We start from the raw sequence: 15,959 nt of genomic DNA on the forward strand, positions 1-15,959 counted from the left end.
TCATTATCGCAAGGGGATGTTTCAACGCATACCCCGCTGGCCTGCCTCCCGCAGGGGCTTGGCGGTCCGCCGGGCCATGCCCGGCCCCGCTTCGGGAAGGGGCTCGAAGCACTGGAGCGCGGTGGCCAGAAACACGGTCCCGCCCGGCACATGGGCATCGCTCCGTTGGAGATGTCCGCTGACGCGCAGATGCAGGGGTGGCAGATCCCTATGGGCCTGCATCCGGAACGTCGCGGTAATGAATGCATCCACGTATGGAGCCTTCCGCAGGTCCTCCGTGAACTCCAGCCAGAGGCCGGATCCAAATCCGCTCTCGCAATCGTGCAGGGAGATGCCGTGGCGGGTGCCCTGGAAGCAGCCGGCAACGATCACGGGCTTCTCCAGTGGTATGCCAGCCTTGAGCGTTGCCACGGACGTATCGGATGCAACGCCCGGGCAGCCGTTTGCCTGTGCGGAGCCTGTCGCAACGATGAGGATCCCTGCAAGAAGCATTTCTTTCATGGCGTACGCGTTCCAGTCGAGCAGGTCGTGACTACACCGCGCTTCAGGGCGTATCGGCCACCAGCGCCATCCAGCGTTCGATGCCCCGCCGGTCACGCATGGCCAGTAGCTTGGGCGCACGCGCGCGCAGTACGGACAGGTCGCTTTCGCGGATCGCGCGGCGGACTTCCAGTAGGGTGCCCGGGTGCAGGCTGAATTCGGTCAGGCCCAGTGCCAGCAGCAGCGGGGTCATGCGCGCATCGCCGGCCATCTCGCCACAGACCGCCACCGGGATGCGGTGGCGCGCGCCGGTCTCGATGACCATCTGCAGCAGCCGCAGCATCGCCGGGTGCAGGGGCGAATACAGTTCGCCCAGTGCTTCGTTGTTGCGATCGGCGGCCAGCAGGTACTGCACCAGGTCATTGGTGCCGATGGAGAGGAAGTCGACCAGGTCGATGAAGCTCTCCAGCGCCAGTGCGGCGGCGGGCACTTCGATCATCGCGCCCAGCGGCACGTGCTCGGCCACCACGTGGCCTTCGGCGCGCAGTTGTTCGGTCAGCTTGAGCATGCGCCGGCGCACCGCCAGCAGCTCTTCGCGGGTGCTGATCATCGGCACCAGCACGCGCAGCTTGCCGTAGGCCGAGGCGCGCAGGATGGCGCGCAGCTGGGTGTCGGCCACCTTCGGGCGCGCCAGCGACAGGCGCACGCCGCGCAGGCCCAGGGCCGGGTTTTCTTCGTTGCTCAGGGTCAGGCCGGTACGGTCGGCCTTGTCCGCGCCCAGGTCGAGGGTGCGGATGGTGACCGGCCGGCCGCTCATGCCCAGTGCGGCATCGCGGTAGGTCTGGAACTGTTCTTCCTCGTCCGGCAGTTCGTTGCGCTGCAGGAACAGGAATTCGGTGCGGTACAGGCCCAGCCCCTGCGCGCCGAGCGCGTGGGCCTGGGTGACATCGTCCAGCGATTCGGCATTGGCCAGCACCGCGATGTCGACTTGGTCACGGGTACGGCTGGGTTTGCTGCGCAGGCGGCTGAGTTCGCGCTGTTCGCGCGCGTGTTCCTTCAGGCGCAGGCGGTAGTCGCTGAGGTTGTCGGCCTGCGGGTTGACGGTGATGCTGCCGTCGCTGGCATCGACGATCAGCACGTCGCCATCGCTGACCTTGCACAGCAGCTGCGGCACGTTGACGATCAACGGCAGGTGCAGGCTGCGGGCGAGGATGGCGCTGTGTGAGAGCGCGCTGCCGGCAGCGGTGACGATGGCCACCACGCCCTGCGACTGCAGCTGTGCCAGCTCGGACGGGGCGATGTTGTCGCAGACCAGGATCTCGCCGGCCAGGCCCTTCACCGCCGGCGGCCGCTCCGGCTGCAGGAAGGCGTGGATGCGGCCGATCACATGGTCCAGGTCGTCCATGCGGCTCTTCAGGTAGGCATCGTCCATGCCATCGAAGACCTTGGCCAGGCGGTCACGCTGCAGGCGCAGGGCATAGCCGGCGCTGTAGGGGCCGCTGCGGATCAGTTCGTCCAGCCCGAACAGCAGCTCGGGGTCATCCAGCAGCAGGGCATGCAGGTCGAGGAACTCGCCCACTTCCTGGTTCAGCGCGCCATGCAGGCGCTGGCGCAGTTCGTGCATTTCCGCACGGGCGGCATCCACGGCATGGTGCAGGCGCTGCAGTTCGGCCTCGACCCGGGCCGGGGCGATGCGTTGCTCGGCCACTTCCAGGGCATGCGGCAGGCGCACCCGGGCACGGCCCAGCGCCGTGCCGCGCGAGGCACCGTGGCCGGCCAGCAGCAACACCGGCCGTTGGCCGGTATCGGCGACGCCCGCGCGGGCGCGCGGCACCCTCAGCTGTCCTCGTCGAAGCGGCGTTCGAACAGATCGACCACCGCGTCCATGGCGACCGCTTCGTCCTCGCCACTGATGCGGATGGTGACCGGCGTGCCCTGGCCGGCGGCCAGTAGCATCACGCCCATGATGCTCTTGGCGTTGATCTCACGGCCCTTGGCGGCCATGGTCACGTTGCAGCGGAACGGCGCCAGCGTCTGCACCAGCTTGGCGGTGGCGCGCGCGTGCAATCCCAGGCGGTTGCTTACGGTGAGTTCTCGTTCAAGCATCGTCGACTATCGCTCCATTGCGGGTGCCCGCCGCCGCAGTGGCGGGCAGTTGATCCAGGCCCTGTTCCGGATAATTCATCACCCGCAGCAACATCGGCAGGCTCAGCGCCGACACCCGGCGAACCGGGGTCCCCAGCCGGGCCAGCTGCCCGGCAAGGTTGCTGGGGCTGGCGCCGTACAGGTCGGTCAGGATCAGCACGCCTGCACCGCCATCGACCCGCCGCAGGGCGGCGGAAGCGAGGGGCAGCAGGGCGTCCATGTCCGCATCGAACGGTACTTCGAAAGCTTCGGTCTTCAGCGGCAGGTGCCGCAGGAGCCGGGTCGCCACGTCAAGCAGGGCGGTCCCGACCCCGGGATGTGTTACGAGGAGAATGCCACAGGTCATTACTGCACGTTAACAGGTCAATGTGAACTGGCGATAGCAGCAGATGAGGGGCACTGTGTCCCGTATTCATGAATTTCCGCCCCCTTGGATCCATGCCCTGCGGGCGGTCGCCACGCAGGGCGTGGTCCACGCCCAGTGTTCCGTCTTCGCCCGACGGTCAATCCTGTTCGCGGTGGTAGGTGGCCACGTCGTCCCAGCCCATCTCGCGGGCATGGCGGGCCATGCGTTCGGCCAGGAACACCGAACGGTGCTTGCCGCCGGTACAGCCGAAGGCCACGGTCACGTAGCTGCGGGTGCCATCGCCCAGCTTCGGCAGCCAGGTGTCGAGGAAGTCCATCAGCTGGGCCAGGTAGCGCTGCACGTCCGGCTGCGCTTCCAGGTAGTCACGCACGCCGGGCTCGCGGCCGCTGAGGGCACGCAGTTCCGGGTCCCAGTGGGGGTTGGGCAGCATGCGCGCGTCGAACACGAAATCGGCCTCGGCCGGTACGCCGCGCCGGTAGGCGAACGATTCGAACAGCAGTGACAGGCGGGTGGCGTGGCCGAGCGCGAATTCGGTGATGACCCGGCGGCGCAGCTGGTGCACGTTCAAGGTGCTGGTATCGATCACGGCATCGGCCTGCTGGCGCAGGGGCAGTGCCAGTTCGCGCTCGCGGGCGATGGCCTCGGGCAGGGACAGGCCGCGCTGGCTCAACGGATGGCGGCGGCGGGTGTCGGCGTAGCGCTTGAGCAGGGTTTCGTCGCTGGCCTCGAAGAACAGCAGCTGCGCGTCCACGCCGGCATCGGTGGCCAGCTGCCGCCAGTGGGCCAGCTGGCCCAGGTCGCTCTGCCCGCGTACGTCGATACCCACGGCCAGCCGTCGCGGCGCGCCACCATCGAGGTTGCCCAGCACGCTGCGCACGAAATCGGGCAGCAGCTGGATGGGCAGGTTGTCCGAACAGTAGTAGTCCTGGTCCTCGAAGGTCTTCAGGGCGACGGATTTACCCGAGCCGGACAGGCCGCTGACGATCATCAGGGTCGGGGCGGAGGGCGTTGCGGTGCTCATGGACAGGCTCGTGGTGGGGCAGGGTCAGGGGGTGCGCCGTTCCAGCAGGTTGCTGTGGCGGGCGATGAACATGGCCGCCGGGTCGATGCCCTTGGTGCGCAGGATGTGCAGGCGGGTGGCCGCTTCGGTCAGCACCGACAGGTTGCGGCCGGGCATCACCGGCAGGGTGATCAGCGGCACATCCAGGTCGAGCACGTGGCGGGTGCCCGAATCGCCGGTCAGGCGTTCATAGCCATGGGGCGTGGGTTCGGTCATCGGCTTGGTCAGGTGGACGATCAGCCGAAGGTACTTGTTCTTCTTTACGGCCGTGTCACCGAACATCTCGCGTACGTTCAGCACGCCCAGGCCGCGCACTTCCAGCAGGTCCTGCAGCAGCTCCGGGCAGGTGCCGTCGAGCACGTCCGGGGCGATCTGGGTGAATTCGGGGGCGTCGTCGGCCACCAGGCGGTGGCCACGGCTGAGCAGTTCCAGCGCCAGTTCGCTCTTGCCCGACCCGGCTTCGCCGGTGATCAGCACGCCGATGGAGTAGATCTCCATGAACACGCCATGCAGGATCACCCGCGGTGCCAGCGTCCGTGCCAGGTGGTAGGACAGGTGGTTGAGCAGTTCATGGCCGCGCTTGGGCGATACCCACAGCGGGGTCTGCGATTCGTCGGCCGCCGCGCGCAGGTCTTCCGGGCAGGGCTGGTTGCGGGTGATCACCAGCGCCAGCGGGTGCGACTGCATGATGCGCTCGATGGTTTCCCAGCGCAGGCGCGGTTCCAGCGAGTCCAACCAGGACAGTTCCTCGGTACCGAGGATCTGCACCTTGTTGGGGTAGATCGCATTGAGGTAACCGGCCAGGGAGGGGCGGCGGGAGACCGTGTTGCCGGCTTCCAGCTCGCGCTTTTCGCCGGACTGGCCGGCCACCCAGCGCAGGGCCAGCCGATCGCGCTGCTGTTCGAACAGTTCGCGGGCGGTGATGCTGGTATTCATGCGGCGCTGGCCGGTGGCGGGTAGTCCAGCACCTGGCGCAGCGCGCGGGCATCGCCGGCGGCGCGCAGGGCCTGGCGGATGGCCGGGTCCGAGAACAGTTCGGCCAGTTCGGACAGCAGCATCAGGTGCTGGTGGGTGTAATGGGCGGGGACGGCGAGGGCGAACACCAGGTCCACCGGTTCATCGCCGCCGAAATCGACCGGGGACTGCAGCCGCAGCAGGGCGCCGCGTGGGCGTTCCAGGGTGCAGCCGCGGCCATGGGGGATGGCGATGCCATGGCCGATGACGGTGCTGCCCAGCGTTTCGCGCTGGCGCAGTTCGCCGAAGATCTGCTCGGCATTGGCCTCGCGGCAGGCCAGCAGCTGGGCGGCGGCCCGCAGGACGTTGTCGCGGTCATGGGCCGTGCAGACCTGGGTCTGCACGGCGGCCAGGATGTCGGTCAGGGGCATGTCGGGAAGCGGAGGCGGCGGTCAGCCGCCATTGTCACCCACCGGCAGCGGTGCGTGCTGCTGTTTTTTTTCCTTGTGCTTGATCACCAGCCGGTCCAGCTTGTCGGCCAGCAGGTCGATGGCGGCATACATGGTCTGGCCGCCGGCCTCGGCGTGCAGGGTCTGGCCGGGGATGTTCACGCTGGCATCGACGTGGTGTTCGGTCTTCTGCAGCTTCAGGGTGACCCGAGTCTCGCAGTGCTGGTCGAAGTGCTTGCCGATCCTGGCCAGTTTTTCCTCCACATAGGACTGCAGGGCGGGGGTGACTTCGACGTCTTTGCCAAACGTTTCGATGCGCATCGGGTTTCTCCTTGTTCGGATTTGCCAATGAACCTTCCCGCCAGCCACGGCGGCGCGTCAGACGATTCTTACCCGTTCGTGTGAGGCGGAAATGTTCATGGCTTCACGATACTTCGCCACGGTGCGTCGCGCCACAGGAATTCCCGACGATTTGAGCAGGTCAGCCAGCTTGGCGTCAGAAAGGGGCTTGCGCGGGTTCTCGTCGTCGATCAGGCGCCGGATCATGGCCTGGATGGCCGTGCTGGAGGCTTCGCCGCCGCCGTCGGTGTCGATGCCGGAGGCGAAGAAGGCCCGCAGGGGCAGGGTGCCGCGCGGGGTCCGGACGTGCTTGCGGGCGATGGCCCGGGACACGGTGGACTCGTGCAGGCCCAGTTCGGCGGCCACTTCGCGCAGGGTCAGCGGGCGCAGTGCCTGTTCACCGAACTCCAGGAAGCCGGCCTGGTGCAGCAGCAGGGCCCGCACCACCCGCAGCAGGGTCTCGCCACGGGCCTGCAGGCCCTTGAGCAGCCAGCGGGCCTCCTGCAGCTGGGCGCGCAGGTAGCCGGCATCGGCCTCGCCGCAGCGGCGGATCATCTGTTCGTAGCCCCGGTGGATGACCACCTTGGGCCCGGCATGGCCGGCCAGGGCGGCCCGCCAGACGCCGTTGTGGCGCCAGACCACCACGTCCGGCACCACATAGGTGTCCTGCGACAGCGGGGCGATCTGGCTGCCCGGGCGCGGGTCCAGCGAGCGCAGCAGGGCCACGGCGGTATCCACCTGCTCCAGCGGCTGCTTCAGTTCATGGGCCAGCCCGGCCACGCCGCTGCGCGGCAGGCGTTCCAGCGGGCCGGCGGCGATCTGCCGGGCCAGGGGCAGCCCGGGGGTGTCCGGGTCGAGCAGGTCCAGCTGCAGCTGCAGGCATTCGCCCAGGCTGCGGGCGGCCACGCCGACCGGGTCGAAGCGCTGCACCTGGTGCAGCACGGTCAGGATCTCATCCTCATCGGCGACGAGCGCCGGGCGCAGGGTGTCGGCGATGGCGGACAGGGGCTCGCGCAGGTAGCCGTCCTCGTCCAGGGCATCGATCAGGGCCACGCCGATGCTGCGGTCGCGCGCGGACAGGTGCGACAGGTGCAGCTGCCACAGCAGGTGGTCGGCCAGGGTTTCGGTCTCGGCGATGCGCTCGGCGGCACTGCCGCCGTCATCGTCATCGAAGCTGCCGCCGCTGCCGGGCGTGCTCCAGTCCGGTTCGGACGGGGCCTCCCAGTCCTCGCCGCCTTCGCTGGCGGCGTCCGTGGCGGGGGCATCGCTGCTGCCGTCACCGGCGTCACCGCCGGGGCCTTCGTTGTCGGCCCAGTCCAGCAGCGGGTTGCTTTCCACGGCCGCGGCGATTTCCGCGTCCAGCTCGACCGTGGACATCTGCAGCAGCTTGATCGCCTGCTGCAGCTGGGGGGTCATCACCAGCTGCTGTCCCAACGATGTCTGCAGCCGTGTCTTCATACCTGTGCCGAGCGGAAGGAGGAAGGCACGACCGGCGCCGGATCAGAGCTTGAAGGTGTCCCCAAGGTAGACGCGGCGCACGTCGGCGTTGTCCAGGATCGCCTCCGGCGAGCCCTGGGCCAGCACGGTGCCCTCGGCGAGGATATACGCGCGGTCGCAGATTCCCAAGGTTTCGCGCACGTTGTGATCGGTGATCAGCACGCCGATGCCACGCTGCTTGAGGTGGGTGACGATGCGCTGGATTTCACCGACCGAGATCGGGTCCACGCCGGCAAACGGTTCGTCCAGCAGGATCAGCCGCGGCTGGGCGGCCAGGGCGCGGGCGATCTCGCAGCGGCGGCGCTCGCCGCCGGACAGGCTGGCACCGAGCTGGTCGGCCACGTGGCCCAGCTGCAGTTCGTCCAGCAGGCCGGCCAGTTCACGTTCGCGGCCGGCCGCATCCAGGTCCGGGCGCAGTTCCAGCACCAGGCGGATGTTGTCGGCCACGGTCAGCTTGCGGAACACCGACGGTTCCTGCGGCAGGTAGCCCACGCCCTGCTTGGCGCGGGTGTACATGGGGTCGGCGGTGATGTCCTTGCCGTCCAGCACGATGCTGCCGGCGTCGGCCTGGACCAGGCCGACGATCATGTAGAAGCAGGTGGTCTTGCCGGCACCGTTCGGGCCGAGCAGGCCGACCACTTCGCCGGCATCGAGGGTCAGCCCGAAGTCCTTGACGACTTCGCGCTGCTTGTAGCGCTTGCGCAGGCCTTTGGCGACGAGCATTACTTCTTGCTCCCGGTGGCTGCGGGCTGGGCCGGGGGCCTGGCCGGCGTTGCCGGCTTTGCGGCCGGTGCGGCGGCGCCCGGGGTCTTGTTCTTGGGCGGAATGACCGAGCGCACGCGGGTGCCGTCGCCGCCGCTGTTCATTTCGCCGGTCTTGGTGTTGTAGGTCATGCGCTGGCCGGCATTGGTGCCGCGCTCGCTGGTGACCTTGTAGTTGCCGGTCAGGGTGACGATGTCGGTCTTGATGTCGTAGTCGATCTTGTCGGCCACCGCGTCCATCCAGGTGCCGTCGTCGAGCTGCTGCTTCAGCTTGGCCTGCTTGCCGGTGAACACGGCGCGCACGGGCTCACCGTCCTTCAGGTACACCTCGGCCTGGTCCGAACGCATGTCCAGCGTGCCCTGGGTGATCACCACGTTGCCGGACAGGGTGGTCTTGCCGTCACCGGTGAGGGTGCCGGACTGGGTGGCGGCGTCGATGACCATTTCCTGGTCGCGGTCCGTGGACTTCGCGCTGGCCAGGCCAGGGATCATCAGACAGAGCGCGCAGAAAGCTGCAAAGGGAATCTTCATCGGGGTCCATTGTGCCGGGGTGGGTCGTCTGGGCAGGCCAGTCGGGGCGTCGGGGGTCATCGGCGGGGCGTGTAGCGGCCCTTGGCCTGGCTCAGGAAATGATACGTGTTGTTCTTGGAATCGACCTCGAACCCTACGCCGGACTGCTCCATGCCGGGCCGGGTCAGCACCACGCGGGCGTCGGTTTTTGCGCGGTCTTCCTTGGGGAACACATCCAGGTGGTCGGTCCGGAAGGTGGTCGGCACCACGCCCGGCGCGGCGGGGCTGTCGCCGGCCACGTCGCCGCGCAGCTTCATTTCGTCGCCCTTGGCGCTGAGCCAGCCGGTCTTCGCGCGCAGGGTCCAGTGGTTGCCGTCCTTGTCGGGCATCTCGAACACCGGGGTGGCGATGTCCACGGTCTGGTCATCGCGCTGGCGTTCCAGGCGGGGCGCGCGCAGGGTGGTGGATTCCTGGCCCTTGTCGTCCAGCGAGACGATCTGGAAGTCGTGCAGGATGTAGTCCACGCCGCCGTCCTGGCCGACGCTGACCGGGCCCTTGTCGCGGTTGCGCAGCAGCGACCAGCCGGTCAGCACGGCCACCACCAGCAGCAGGGCGCCCACGGCGCTGCGCCAGTTCATGCGCCGAACCTCGCCAGCACCGCATCGACCTTGCCCTGTGCGGCCAGCAGCACGTCGCACAGTTCGCGGGCGGCGCCGCGGCCACCGGCGGCGCGGGTCTGCCAGTGCACGCGCTCGGCCACCCACGGGTGGGCATTGGCCGGGGCGACGGCCAGGCCGACCGCGCACAGCGGCGCCAGGTCGGGCAGGTCGTCACCGAGGAAGGCCACCTGGCCCAGGCCGATGCCTTCTCGCGCGCACAGCGCCTGCACGCTGGCCAGCTTGTCACCCACGGCGATATAGGTCTCGACGCCCAGGTCGGCACCGCGCCGGAGCGCGGACTGGCTGTTGCGCGCGGTGATGAGCACGGGGTGGATACCGTGCTGCTGCAGCAGTTTCAGTCCCAGGCCGTCCTGCACGAAGTACGCCTTGCTCTCGTTGCCCTCATGGTCGTAGTACAGCTGACCATCGGTGAGCGTACCGTCCACGTCGAAGCAGGCCAGGCGGATGCCGGCCGCAGTGGCATGCAGGTGGGCGGGGAAGGCGGGCAGGGGGGACCAGGGCATCAGGCTGTCGATCTCGGGCGTGGTATCTGAATGGGGTCTGCGGACTGTCGGTTAAACCACCCGGGCCCGCAACAGGTCATGAATGTTCAGCGCACCCACGGCCCGGCCCTGGCCATCGACCACGATCAGGCCGTTGATCTTGTGGGTTTCCATCAGCCGGGCGGCCTCCACCGCCAGCTGGTCGGCGCCGATGGTGCGCGGCTGGCGGGTCATTACATCGGCGATCCTGGCCGTGCGCACGTCCAGGTCGGTATCCAGCGCCCGGCGCAGGTCGCCGTCGGTGAACAGGCCGATCAGCACGCCGTCGGCATCGACCACGGCCGTCATGCCCAGCCGCTTGCGGCTCATTTCCACCAGGGCCTGGCTGAGGCTGGCGCCGGCATCGACCTTGGGCAGGTCTTCGCCGGTGTGCATCACATCGGTGATGTGCAGCAGCAGGCGGCGGCCGAGGCTGCCGGCCGGGTGGGAACGGGCGAAATCGTCGGCGGTGAAGCCGCGCGCATCCAGCAGGGCCACCGCCAGGGCGTCGCCCATGGCCAGCGAGGCGGTGGTGCTGGAGGTCGGGGCCAGCGCCAGCGGGCAGGCCTCGGCCGGTACGCTCACATCCAGATGCACGTCGGCGGCGGTGGCCAGGCTGGACTGCGGCCGGCCGGTCATGGAAATCAAGACGTTGCCCTGGCGCTTGAGCACCGGCAGCAGCATCAGCACCTCGTCCGATTCGCCCGAATAGGACAGGGCCAGCACCACGTCGTCCTCGGTGATCATGCCCAGGTCGCCATGGCCGGCTTCGCCGGGGTGCACGTAGAACGCCGGGGTGCCGGTGGAGGCCAGGGTGGCGGCGATCTTGCGGGCGATATGGCCCGATTTGCCCATGCCGGTGGCGACCACCCGGCCACGGCTGCCCAGGATGGCCTGGCAGGCCTGCTGGAAGGCGTCGCCCAGCCGGGCAGCCACGGCGTCCAGTGCCTGCTGCTCGATGGCGAACACGCGGCGGCCGCTGGCCACCAGCGCGGCGGGGTCGACGGTGTCGGTACGGGGGGGCAGGAGATCAGCCATGCGAAGGCCACGCAGCGGAGTAGAATGACTGCACATTTTATTAGGAAAGCCCGTTGGACGCTGAGACCATCCGCAACCTGATCGAAACCGGCCTGCCGGGCGCCCGTGCCGACGTGCGCGGCGATGACGGCGTGCACTTCGAGGCCACCGTGGCCTATGAAGGCTTTGCCGGCAAGATGCCGCTGGCCCGCCACCGGATGGTCTATGCGACCCTGGGCGACCTGATGGGCGGCGCGATCCACGCGCTGGCGCTGAAAACCGTGACCCCGGCCGAAGCCGGCTGAACCGCAGAAGATCCCGAACTCCATGGCCAAGATCGTTGTGACCGGCGGCGCTGCGCTGCACGGTGAAGTGAGCATCTCCGGCGCCAAGAACGCCGTCCTCCCCATCCTCTGCGCGACCCTGCTGGCCGATGCGCCGGTGGAGATCACCAACGTGCCGCACCTGCACGATGTGGTCACCACGGTGAAGCTGCTGGGCGAACTGGGCGCCAAGGTCACCATCGACCAGGGCACCCTGTCGCGCGGCAGCGCGATCGTGGTCGACCCGCGTTCGGTGAACCAGCACGTGGCCCCCTACGAGCTGGTCAAGACCATGCGTGCCTCGATCCTGGTGCTGGGCCCGCTGCTGGCCCGCTTCGGTGCGGCCGAAGTGTCGCTGCCCGGCGGCTGCGCGATCGGTTCGCGCCCGGTGGACCAGCACATCAAGGGCCTGCAGGCGCTGGGCGCGGAGATCGTGGTCGAGAACGGCTTCATCAAGGCTTCGGCCAAGCGCCTGAAGGGCGGCCATTTCACCTTCGACATGGTCAGCGTGACCGGCACCGAGAACGTGCTGATGGGCGCGGTACTGGCCGAGGGCACCACCATCCTCGACAACTGCGCGATGGAACCGGAAGTGAGCGACCTGGCGCACTGCCTGGTGGCATTGGGCGCGAAGATCGACGGCATCGGCACCGCGCGCCTGGTGGTGCACGGCGTGGAGCGCCTGAGCGGCGGCCGCCACGAAGTGCTGCCGGACCGCATCGAGACCGGCACCTTCCTGGTCGCTGCGGCGATGACCGGCGGCAAGGTCACGGTCAACCGCGCGCGCCCGGACACGATGGACGCGGTGCTGGGCAAGCTGATCGAGGCCGGTGCGAAGATCGAGACCACCGAAGACACCATCACCCTGGACATGCAGGGCAAGCGGCCGAAGGCGGTCAACCTGACCACCGCGCCGTACCCGGCCTTCCCGACCGACATGCAGGCGCAGTTCATGGCGCTCAACTGCGTGGCCGACGGCGTGGGCGTGATCAATGAAACGATCTTCGAAAACCGCTTCATGCACGTCAACGAACTGCTGCGCCTGGGCGCGGACATCCAGATCGAGGGCCATACGGCCATCGTGCGTGGTGCCGAGCGCCTGAGCGGCGCCCCGGTGATGGCCACCGACCTGCGCGCATCGGCCTCGCTGATCCTGGCCGGCCTGATGGCCGAGGGCCAGACCACCATCGACCGCATCTACCACCTCGACCGTGGCTACGAGAACATCGAAGAGAAGCTGTCTTCGCTCGGCGCCACCATCCGGCGGGTGCCATGATCCTGCGCGGAAAATTCACCCGCCGCCGCAAGGCGCTGCTGGTGCTGGTGCTGATCGTGCTGGCGTGGCTGGGCTATGCCTGGTACGCCGGCATCGCCATCACCCAGGGCATCGAGCAGAAGGACATGGACTGGAACGGTGACGGCACCGTCACCCGTGACGAGATCCTGCAGGCGTTCTACGCGGTGGGCGTGACCGACACCCAGGACGGCAACCGCCATTGCCGCACCTTTGCCTGGCGCAGCAGCGGCGAGCAGATCCGCGTGGACTGCAAGACGGTGTTCAAGGCCGACGACGCCAAGTAATGAAAACGCCCGGGAAACCGGGCGTTTTCTGTTGCACACGCGGGGGCGATGCCCGTCGCGGTCAGTTCACCGCCTTGATGGTCAGGTCCAGCGCATCGCGGCCGTTCTCACGCTGCAGCAGGCGCGCCGGCACCGGCAGCTGCGGCACGATCCAGGCCAGCAGCTCCTTGTTGCCGTCCACGCGCGAGACCTTGGTGGCGTCGTAGTTCTTGCCGCCCACCGAGACCTGTTCCTTGCCGACCACGGTGTAGGTCATCGGCTTGATGCGGCCTTCGTCGACCATGCGATAGCTCAGCGGCTTGTTGGCCGCCAGGTCGCGCACGATCGCCAGGTTGATCAGCAGCGCATCCAGGTCGCCGGCCTTCAGGGCCACCGGGCCACGGCGGTCCGGCTTCAGGTCGCCGGTCCAGGTGGCCTGGTTGCTGGTCCAGTTGTAGTTGGCCTGCACGTTGCGCTTTTTCACCAGCAGCACCGAGCTGTCCTGGCTGCTGAGCGGGCGCAGCTGGCCGTTGGCTTCCTCGAACACGGTGCTCTGGCTCAGGTCGGCCAGCTGGTTCTTCACCTTCAGGCTGTAGCGCCACTTGTTGGCACCTTCGCTGCTCACGCTCATGGTGCCGTTGGCCTGCATGCCCATGTAGCTGGCCAGGTAATCGGCCTGGAACGGCTTCACCGGTTGCGCGGCCAGCACGGGCAGGCTGGCCAGCGACAGCGCGGCGGCGGCGATCCAGTTCAGCGGGCGGGTCAGGGTATTCATGGTCAGACTCCTTGGTATTCGATCAGGCGCAGGTCGATGCGATCTTCGCCGTCTTCGCGTTGCAGGATGCGCACGGGCGTCGGCACGCCGTTGGCGATCCAGAGGATGGTTTCATCGCGGCCGCCGTTGCTGCGGTACACGCGAAGTGCGTTGTAGGACAGCTCACCGACCTGCACGTTCTCGGTGTCGGTGGCCGCCTGGTAGTCGTGTTCGCGGACCTTGCCCATGTCCACGTAGCGGTAGTGCATGGACGCGCCCGGGTGCGCGTCGCGCATGATCGACAGGTTGATCAGCAGCGCGCTCTGGTCACCGGCCTGCAGCGGGATGGGCTGGGTGCGTTCCTTCTTCAGGTCGCCGGTCCACTGCGCGGTGCCGGCCTGCCAGTTGTAGAGGCCCACGGCCTTCTTGCCCAGGAACAGGCCCTTGCGCACCGTGCTCTGGCTCAGCGGCGCGTAGCTGTTGCCGCGCTGCTCGAAGACCGTGCTCTGTTCGATGTTCAGGCCCAGGATGCTGGCGAAGCCGCGGCGCCCGATGACCTGCATGTCCACCCGCCACTGGTCGCCGCCGGTGTGGGTGACCTTCATGGTGGCATCACCGGCTTCCTTGCCCTTGTAGAAGGCCTGGTAGGTGGCGGTGAAGGGTTGCAGCGGGGGGGCTTCCCAGGCCATCGGCGGCAGCGCCGGCAGTGCCGGGACCTCGGCAGGGCTGGCCGCCGTGCTGGCCGGGGCCGGCACGGTGGGGGCCGGCGCATGCTCCTGTGCGGACACGGCGGGGCCGAGCAGGGCGGTCAGCAGCAACACGGGCGTGCACAGCGTCTTGTTCATACCGGGCAGGAATGAGGTGAGGGGGCAGGATGCCAGTTCAGCGGTCAGCAGCGCGTGTGGGCGCCACTCACCTGTTCAGCTGTCCGGCGGAATCTAGGTGCAGCGGCTTGAACAGGGGGTGATCGTCCAGCAGCAGCTGGCCCTCCCGTTCAGCCACGCGGCCGCTGCACAGCACCTGCAGGCTGGCGATCAGCAGCGGGTGTTCCACGGCCAGCACGCGGCGGGCCAGGCGTTCGGCGTCGTCGCCGGGCAGCACCGGGACCGCGGCCTGGGCCAGTACGGTGCCGGCATCCAGTTCGGGCACCACGAAGTGCACGCTGGCGCCGTGTTCGGCATCGCCGGCTTCCAGCGCGCGGGCATGGGTGTGCAGGCCCTTGTGGCGGGGCAGCAGCGAGGGATGGATGTTGACCAGCTGGCCCTGGAAGCGGTGCACGAAGGCCTCGCCGAGGATGCGCATGTAACCGGCGCAGATGATCCAGTCCGGTGCACAGGCCTGCAGGGCATCGCCCAGGGCGGTGTCAAAGGCGAAGCGGTCGGCGAAATCGCGGGGCGAACGTGTCCAGCGGCGGCCGGCATCCACGCGCTGCAGGGCGGCTGAATCGCTGCGGTCCGAAAACACGCCCACCACGTCAGCGGCCAGCTGCCCGGCCGCGATGGCATCGAGGATGGCCTGCAGGTTGCTGCCACGACCGGAGGCCAGTACCGCCAGTCGGGCGCGGGCGGAGGAGGAGGCGGGCGAAGCGGGCGTGGGCATGGTGTCGATCGGGTGGGGGCGGCCCGGGGCCGGGGGATCAGGCGCTGAGGTGCGCGCCCTGGTCGAACTGGGCGGCCACCTCGGGCTTGCGCAGCAGGTACACCGCATAACCGGTCAGCGCGATGCCCAGCGGGCCGGCCAGCACCGCCAGCCAGGCCGCGCGCTGGCACCAGGCCAGCTGGCTGCGCTGGCCGAGCAGCCGTGCCGTGCGCAGCTGCAGCAGGCACAGCAGGGCCGCGATGAGCGCCGTCGTGGCATAGACCACGGCCAGCACGGTGGCACTGCCGCCGCCGGCGCGCCCGACCAGCACGAGGGCGCCGAAGCCCAGGAAGCAGACGGCGGCCACGCCATGGAAGGCGGACAGCGCGTAGAACAGGATCTTCAACGTGTACAGGTGGCTGGCCAGCTGCAGTTCGGCCAGGCTCTGTCGGGGCAGCGGCGGGGGCGTGTTCATGCCGGGGCCTGCCCGAAGGCGGCTTTCACCGAGGGCTTGAGCAGCACGATCAGGGTGAACACGCCCAGCACGGTACCGAACGGGGTGAACAGGCAGGAAAGGGCGGCGATCACCATGCACAGCAGATAGCGGCGCCGCTGCTTCAGGCAGCGCCCGGCATAGGCGATCAGGGCGGCCATTGCCAGGCCGCAGCTGACGATGCCCGCGCCCATGATGATGAACATCCAGCCCATGAACCGCTGCTCGTGCGGCGAGGGCGGCCGGCCATTGGAGTCCATAGGCAGGGTGCCGGTGAGCATCGCGGCGCCCATCACGATGTGAATGACGAAGATCAGCGCGAACACGGCGGCCAGGCCGGCCACCACATAGTGGAAGATCGACAGCAGGCGCAGGTGGTCGATGTCCTGCGGGGTCAGCGGTGGCGCAACCGGGGCCGGGGGCGGCACCGGTGCGGCGGGCAGGGGAGGCGTAGCGTCCATGCGGGCTCCT

The 15,959-nt window shown here is 68.5% G+C and carries 22 protein-coding genes; 3 read left to right on the top strand and 19 right to left on the bottom strand.

The features are described 5' to 3' along the window. Positions 1-21 precede the first annotated feature (21 nt). The 14 genes from Q9R17_RS12985 to Q9R17_RS13050 all read right to left on the bottom strand — a co-directional run bounded on the left by Q9R17_RS12985 (position 22) and on the right by Q9R17_RS13050 (position 10,801). Entirely contained in the window at positions 22-501 is a 480-nt protein-coding gene (locus Q9R17_RS12985; RefSeq protein ID WP_308155020.1) for a hypothetical protein, read from the bottom strand. Positions 502-544: 43 nt separating this feature from the next. After that, the gene (gene ptsP / locus Q9R17_RS12990) at positions 545-2,314 is read right to left on the bottom strand and encodes a phosphoenolpyruvate--protein phosphotransferase (protein ID WP_308155021.1); all 1,770 of its coding nucleotides are present in this window, start codon (positions 2,312-2,314) and stop codon (positions 545-547) included. 2 nt (positions 2,315-2,316) lie between these two features. Then, positions 2,317-2,586 (bottom strand): HPr family phosphocarrier protein, encoded by a 270-nt coding sequence (locus tag Q9R17_RS12995; protein ID WP_308155022.1) that lies wholly within the window; start codon positions 2,584-2,586, stop codon positions 2,317-2,319. Next, a complete protein-coding gene (locus Q9R17_RS13000; protein ID WP_308155023.1) occupies positions 2,579-2,971 on the bottom strand; it encodes a PTS fructose IIA subunit family protein in 393 nt (130 codons plus the stop codon). The genes Q9R17_RS12995 and Q9R17_RS13000 overlap by 8 nt, the downstream gene beginning before the upstream one ends. 157 nt (positions 2,972-3,128) lie before the next feature. Then, positions 3,129-4,013, bottom strand: a complete 885-nt coding sequence (rapZ, locus tag Q9R17_RS13005) for an RNase adapter RapZ (RefSeq protein WP_308155024.1) — start codon at positions 4,011-4,013, stop codon at positions 3,129-3,131. 24 nt (positions 4,014-4,037) lie between these two features. Further along, positions 4,038-4,988, bottom strand: coding sequence for an HPr(Ser) kinase/phosphatase (hprK, locus tag Q9R17_RS13010; RefSeq protein ID WP_308155025.1), 951 nt, complete (start codon positions 4,986-4,988; stop codon positions 4,038-4,040). Beyond that, positions 4,985-5,437, bottom strand: coding sequence for a PTS sugar transporter subunit IIA (locus Q9R17_RS13015; protein ID WP_308155026.1), 453 nt, complete (start codon positions 5,435-5,437; stop codon positions 4,985-4,987). Before Q9R17_RS13015 ends, hprK begins: the two co-directional genes overlap by 4 nt. A 21-nt stretch (positions 5,438-5,458) precedes the next feature. Next, positions 5,459-5,776, bottom strand: a complete 318-nt coding sequence (gene raiA / locus Q9R17_RS13020) for a ribosome-associated translation inhibitor RaiA (RefSeq protein ID WP_308155027.1) — start codon at positions 5,774-5,776, stop codon at positions 5,459-5,461. A 57-nt stretch (positions 5,777-5,833) separates the two neighbouring features. Continuing rightward, complete coding sequence (locus Q9R17_RS13025) at positions 5,834-7,252, bottom strand: RNA polymerase factor sigma-54 (protein WP_308155028.1); 1,419 nt, start codon at positions 7,250-7,252, stop codon at positions 5,834-5,836. Positions 7,253-7,294: 42 nt separating this feature from the next. Further along, positions 7,295-8,014, bottom strand: coding sequence for an LPS export ABC transporter ATP-binding protein (gene lptB / locus Q9R17_RS13030; protein WP_308155029.1), 720 nt, complete (start codon positions 8,012-8,014; stop codon positions 7,295-7,297). After that, a complete protein-coding gene (lptA, locus tag Q9R17_RS13035; protein WP_308155030.1) occupies positions 8,014-8,583 on the bottom strand; it encodes a lipopolysaccharide transport periplasmic protein LptA in 570 nt (189 codons plus the stop codon). Before lptA ends, lptB begins: the two co-directional genes overlap by 1 nt. 56 nt (positions 8,584-8,639) lie before the next feature. Beyond that, a complete protein-coding gene (gene lptC, locus Q9R17_RS13040) occupies positions 8,640-9,200 on the bottom strand; it encodes an LPS export ABC transporter periplasmic protein LptC (RefSeq protein WP_308155031.1) in 561 nt (186 codons plus the stop codon). Then, entirely contained in the window at positions 9,197-9,745 is a 549-nt protein-coding gene (locus Q9R17_RS13045; protein WP_308155032.1) for an HAD hydrolase family protein, read from the bottom strand. The genes lptC and Q9R17_RS13045 overlap by 4 nt, the downstream gene beginning before the upstream one ends. Before the next feature lie 51 nt (positions 9,746-9,796). Further along, positions 9,797-10,801: a KpsF/GutQ family sugar-phosphate isomerase gene (locus tag Q9R17_RS13050; RefSeq protein ID WP_308155033.1), complete on the bottom strand. Its 1,005-nt coding sequence runs from the start codon at positions 10,799-10,801 to the stop codon at positions 9,797-9,799. 53 nt (positions 10,802-10,854) lie between these two features. Here Q9R17_RS13050 and Q9R17_RS13055 point away from each other — a divergent pair, with 53 nt between their 5' ends. Genes Q9R17_RS13055 through Q9R17_RS13065 form a run of 3 tightly spaced genes read left to right on the top strand, consistent with a single transcriptional unit; the run spans position 10,855 to position 12,684 of the window. Next, on the top strand, positions 10,855-11,085 hold the full coding sequence (locus Q9R17_RS13055) for a BolA/IbaG family iron-sulfur metabolism protein (protein ID WP_308155034.1): 231 nt from the start codon (positions 10,855-10,857) through the stop codon (positions 11,083-11,085). 22 nt (positions 11,086-11,107) lie between these two features. Beyond that, entirely contained in the window at positions 11,108-12,379 is a 1,272-nt protein-coding gene (gene murA / locus Q9R17_RS13060; protein WP_308155035.1) for a UDP-N-acetylglucosamine 1-carboxyvinyltransferase, read from the top strand. Beyond that, complete coding sequence (locus tag Q9R17_RS13065; RefSeq protein WP_308155036.1) at positions 12,376-12,684, top strand: EF-hand domain-containing protein; 309 nt, start codon at positions 12,376-12,378, stop codon at positions 12,682-12,684. The genes murA and Q9R17_RS13065 overlap by 4 nt, the downstream gene beginning before the upstream one ends. Before the next feature lie 61 nt (positions 12,685-12,745). Here the strand turns inward: Q9R17_RS13065 and Q9R17_RS13070 are convergent, their stop codons facing one another. From Q9R17_RS13070 to Q9R17_RS13090, 5 genes are all read right to left on the bottom strand, one after another. Continuing rightward, complete coding sequence (locus Q9R17_RS13070) at positions 12,746-13,438, bottom strand: DUF3108 domain-containing protein (RefSeq protein WP_308155037.1); 693 nt, start codon at positions 13,436-13,438, stop codon at positions 12,746-12,748. 2 nt (positions 13,439-13,440) lie between these two features. After that, positions 13,441-14,262 carry a DUF3108 domain-containing protein gene (locus Q9R17_RS13075; RefSeq protein ID WP_308155038.1) on the bottom strand — a complete coding sequence of 274 codons (822 nt, stop codon included), beginning with the start codon at positions 14,260-14,262 and terminating at the stop codon, positions 13,441-13,443. A 67-nt stretch (positions 14,263-14,329) separates the two neighbouring features. Next, the gene (gene purN, locus Q9R17_RS13080; protein ID WP_308155039.1) at positions 14,330-15,016 is read right to left on the bottom strand and encodes a phosphoribosylglycinamide formyltransferase; all 687 of its coding nucleotides are present in this window, start codon (positions 15,014-15,016) and stop codon (positions 14,330-14,332) included. Between the two features lie 37 nt (positions 15,017-15,053). Next, positions 15,054-15,470 (bottom strand): hypothetical protein, encoded by a 417-nt coding sequence (locus Q9R17_RS13085; RefSeq protein WP_308155040.1) that lies wholly within the window; start codon positions 15,468-15,470, stop codon positions 15,054-15,056. Further along, on the bottom strand, positions 15,467-15,949 hold the full coding sequence (locus tag Q9R17_RS13090; RefSeq protein WP_308155041.1) for a hypothetical protein: 483 nt from the start codon (positions 15,947-15,949) through the stop codon (positions 15,467-15,469). Before Q9R17_RS13090 ends, Q9R17_RS13085 begins: the two co-directional genes overlap by 4 nt. Between the last annotated feature and the right edge of the window lie 10 nt (positions 15,950-15,959).

Source organism: Stenotrophomonas sp. 24(2023) (genome assembly GCF_030913365.1).
Classification (GTDB): Bacteria; Pseudomonadota; Gammaproteobacteria; order Xanthomonadales; family Xanthomonadaceae; genus Stenotrophomonas.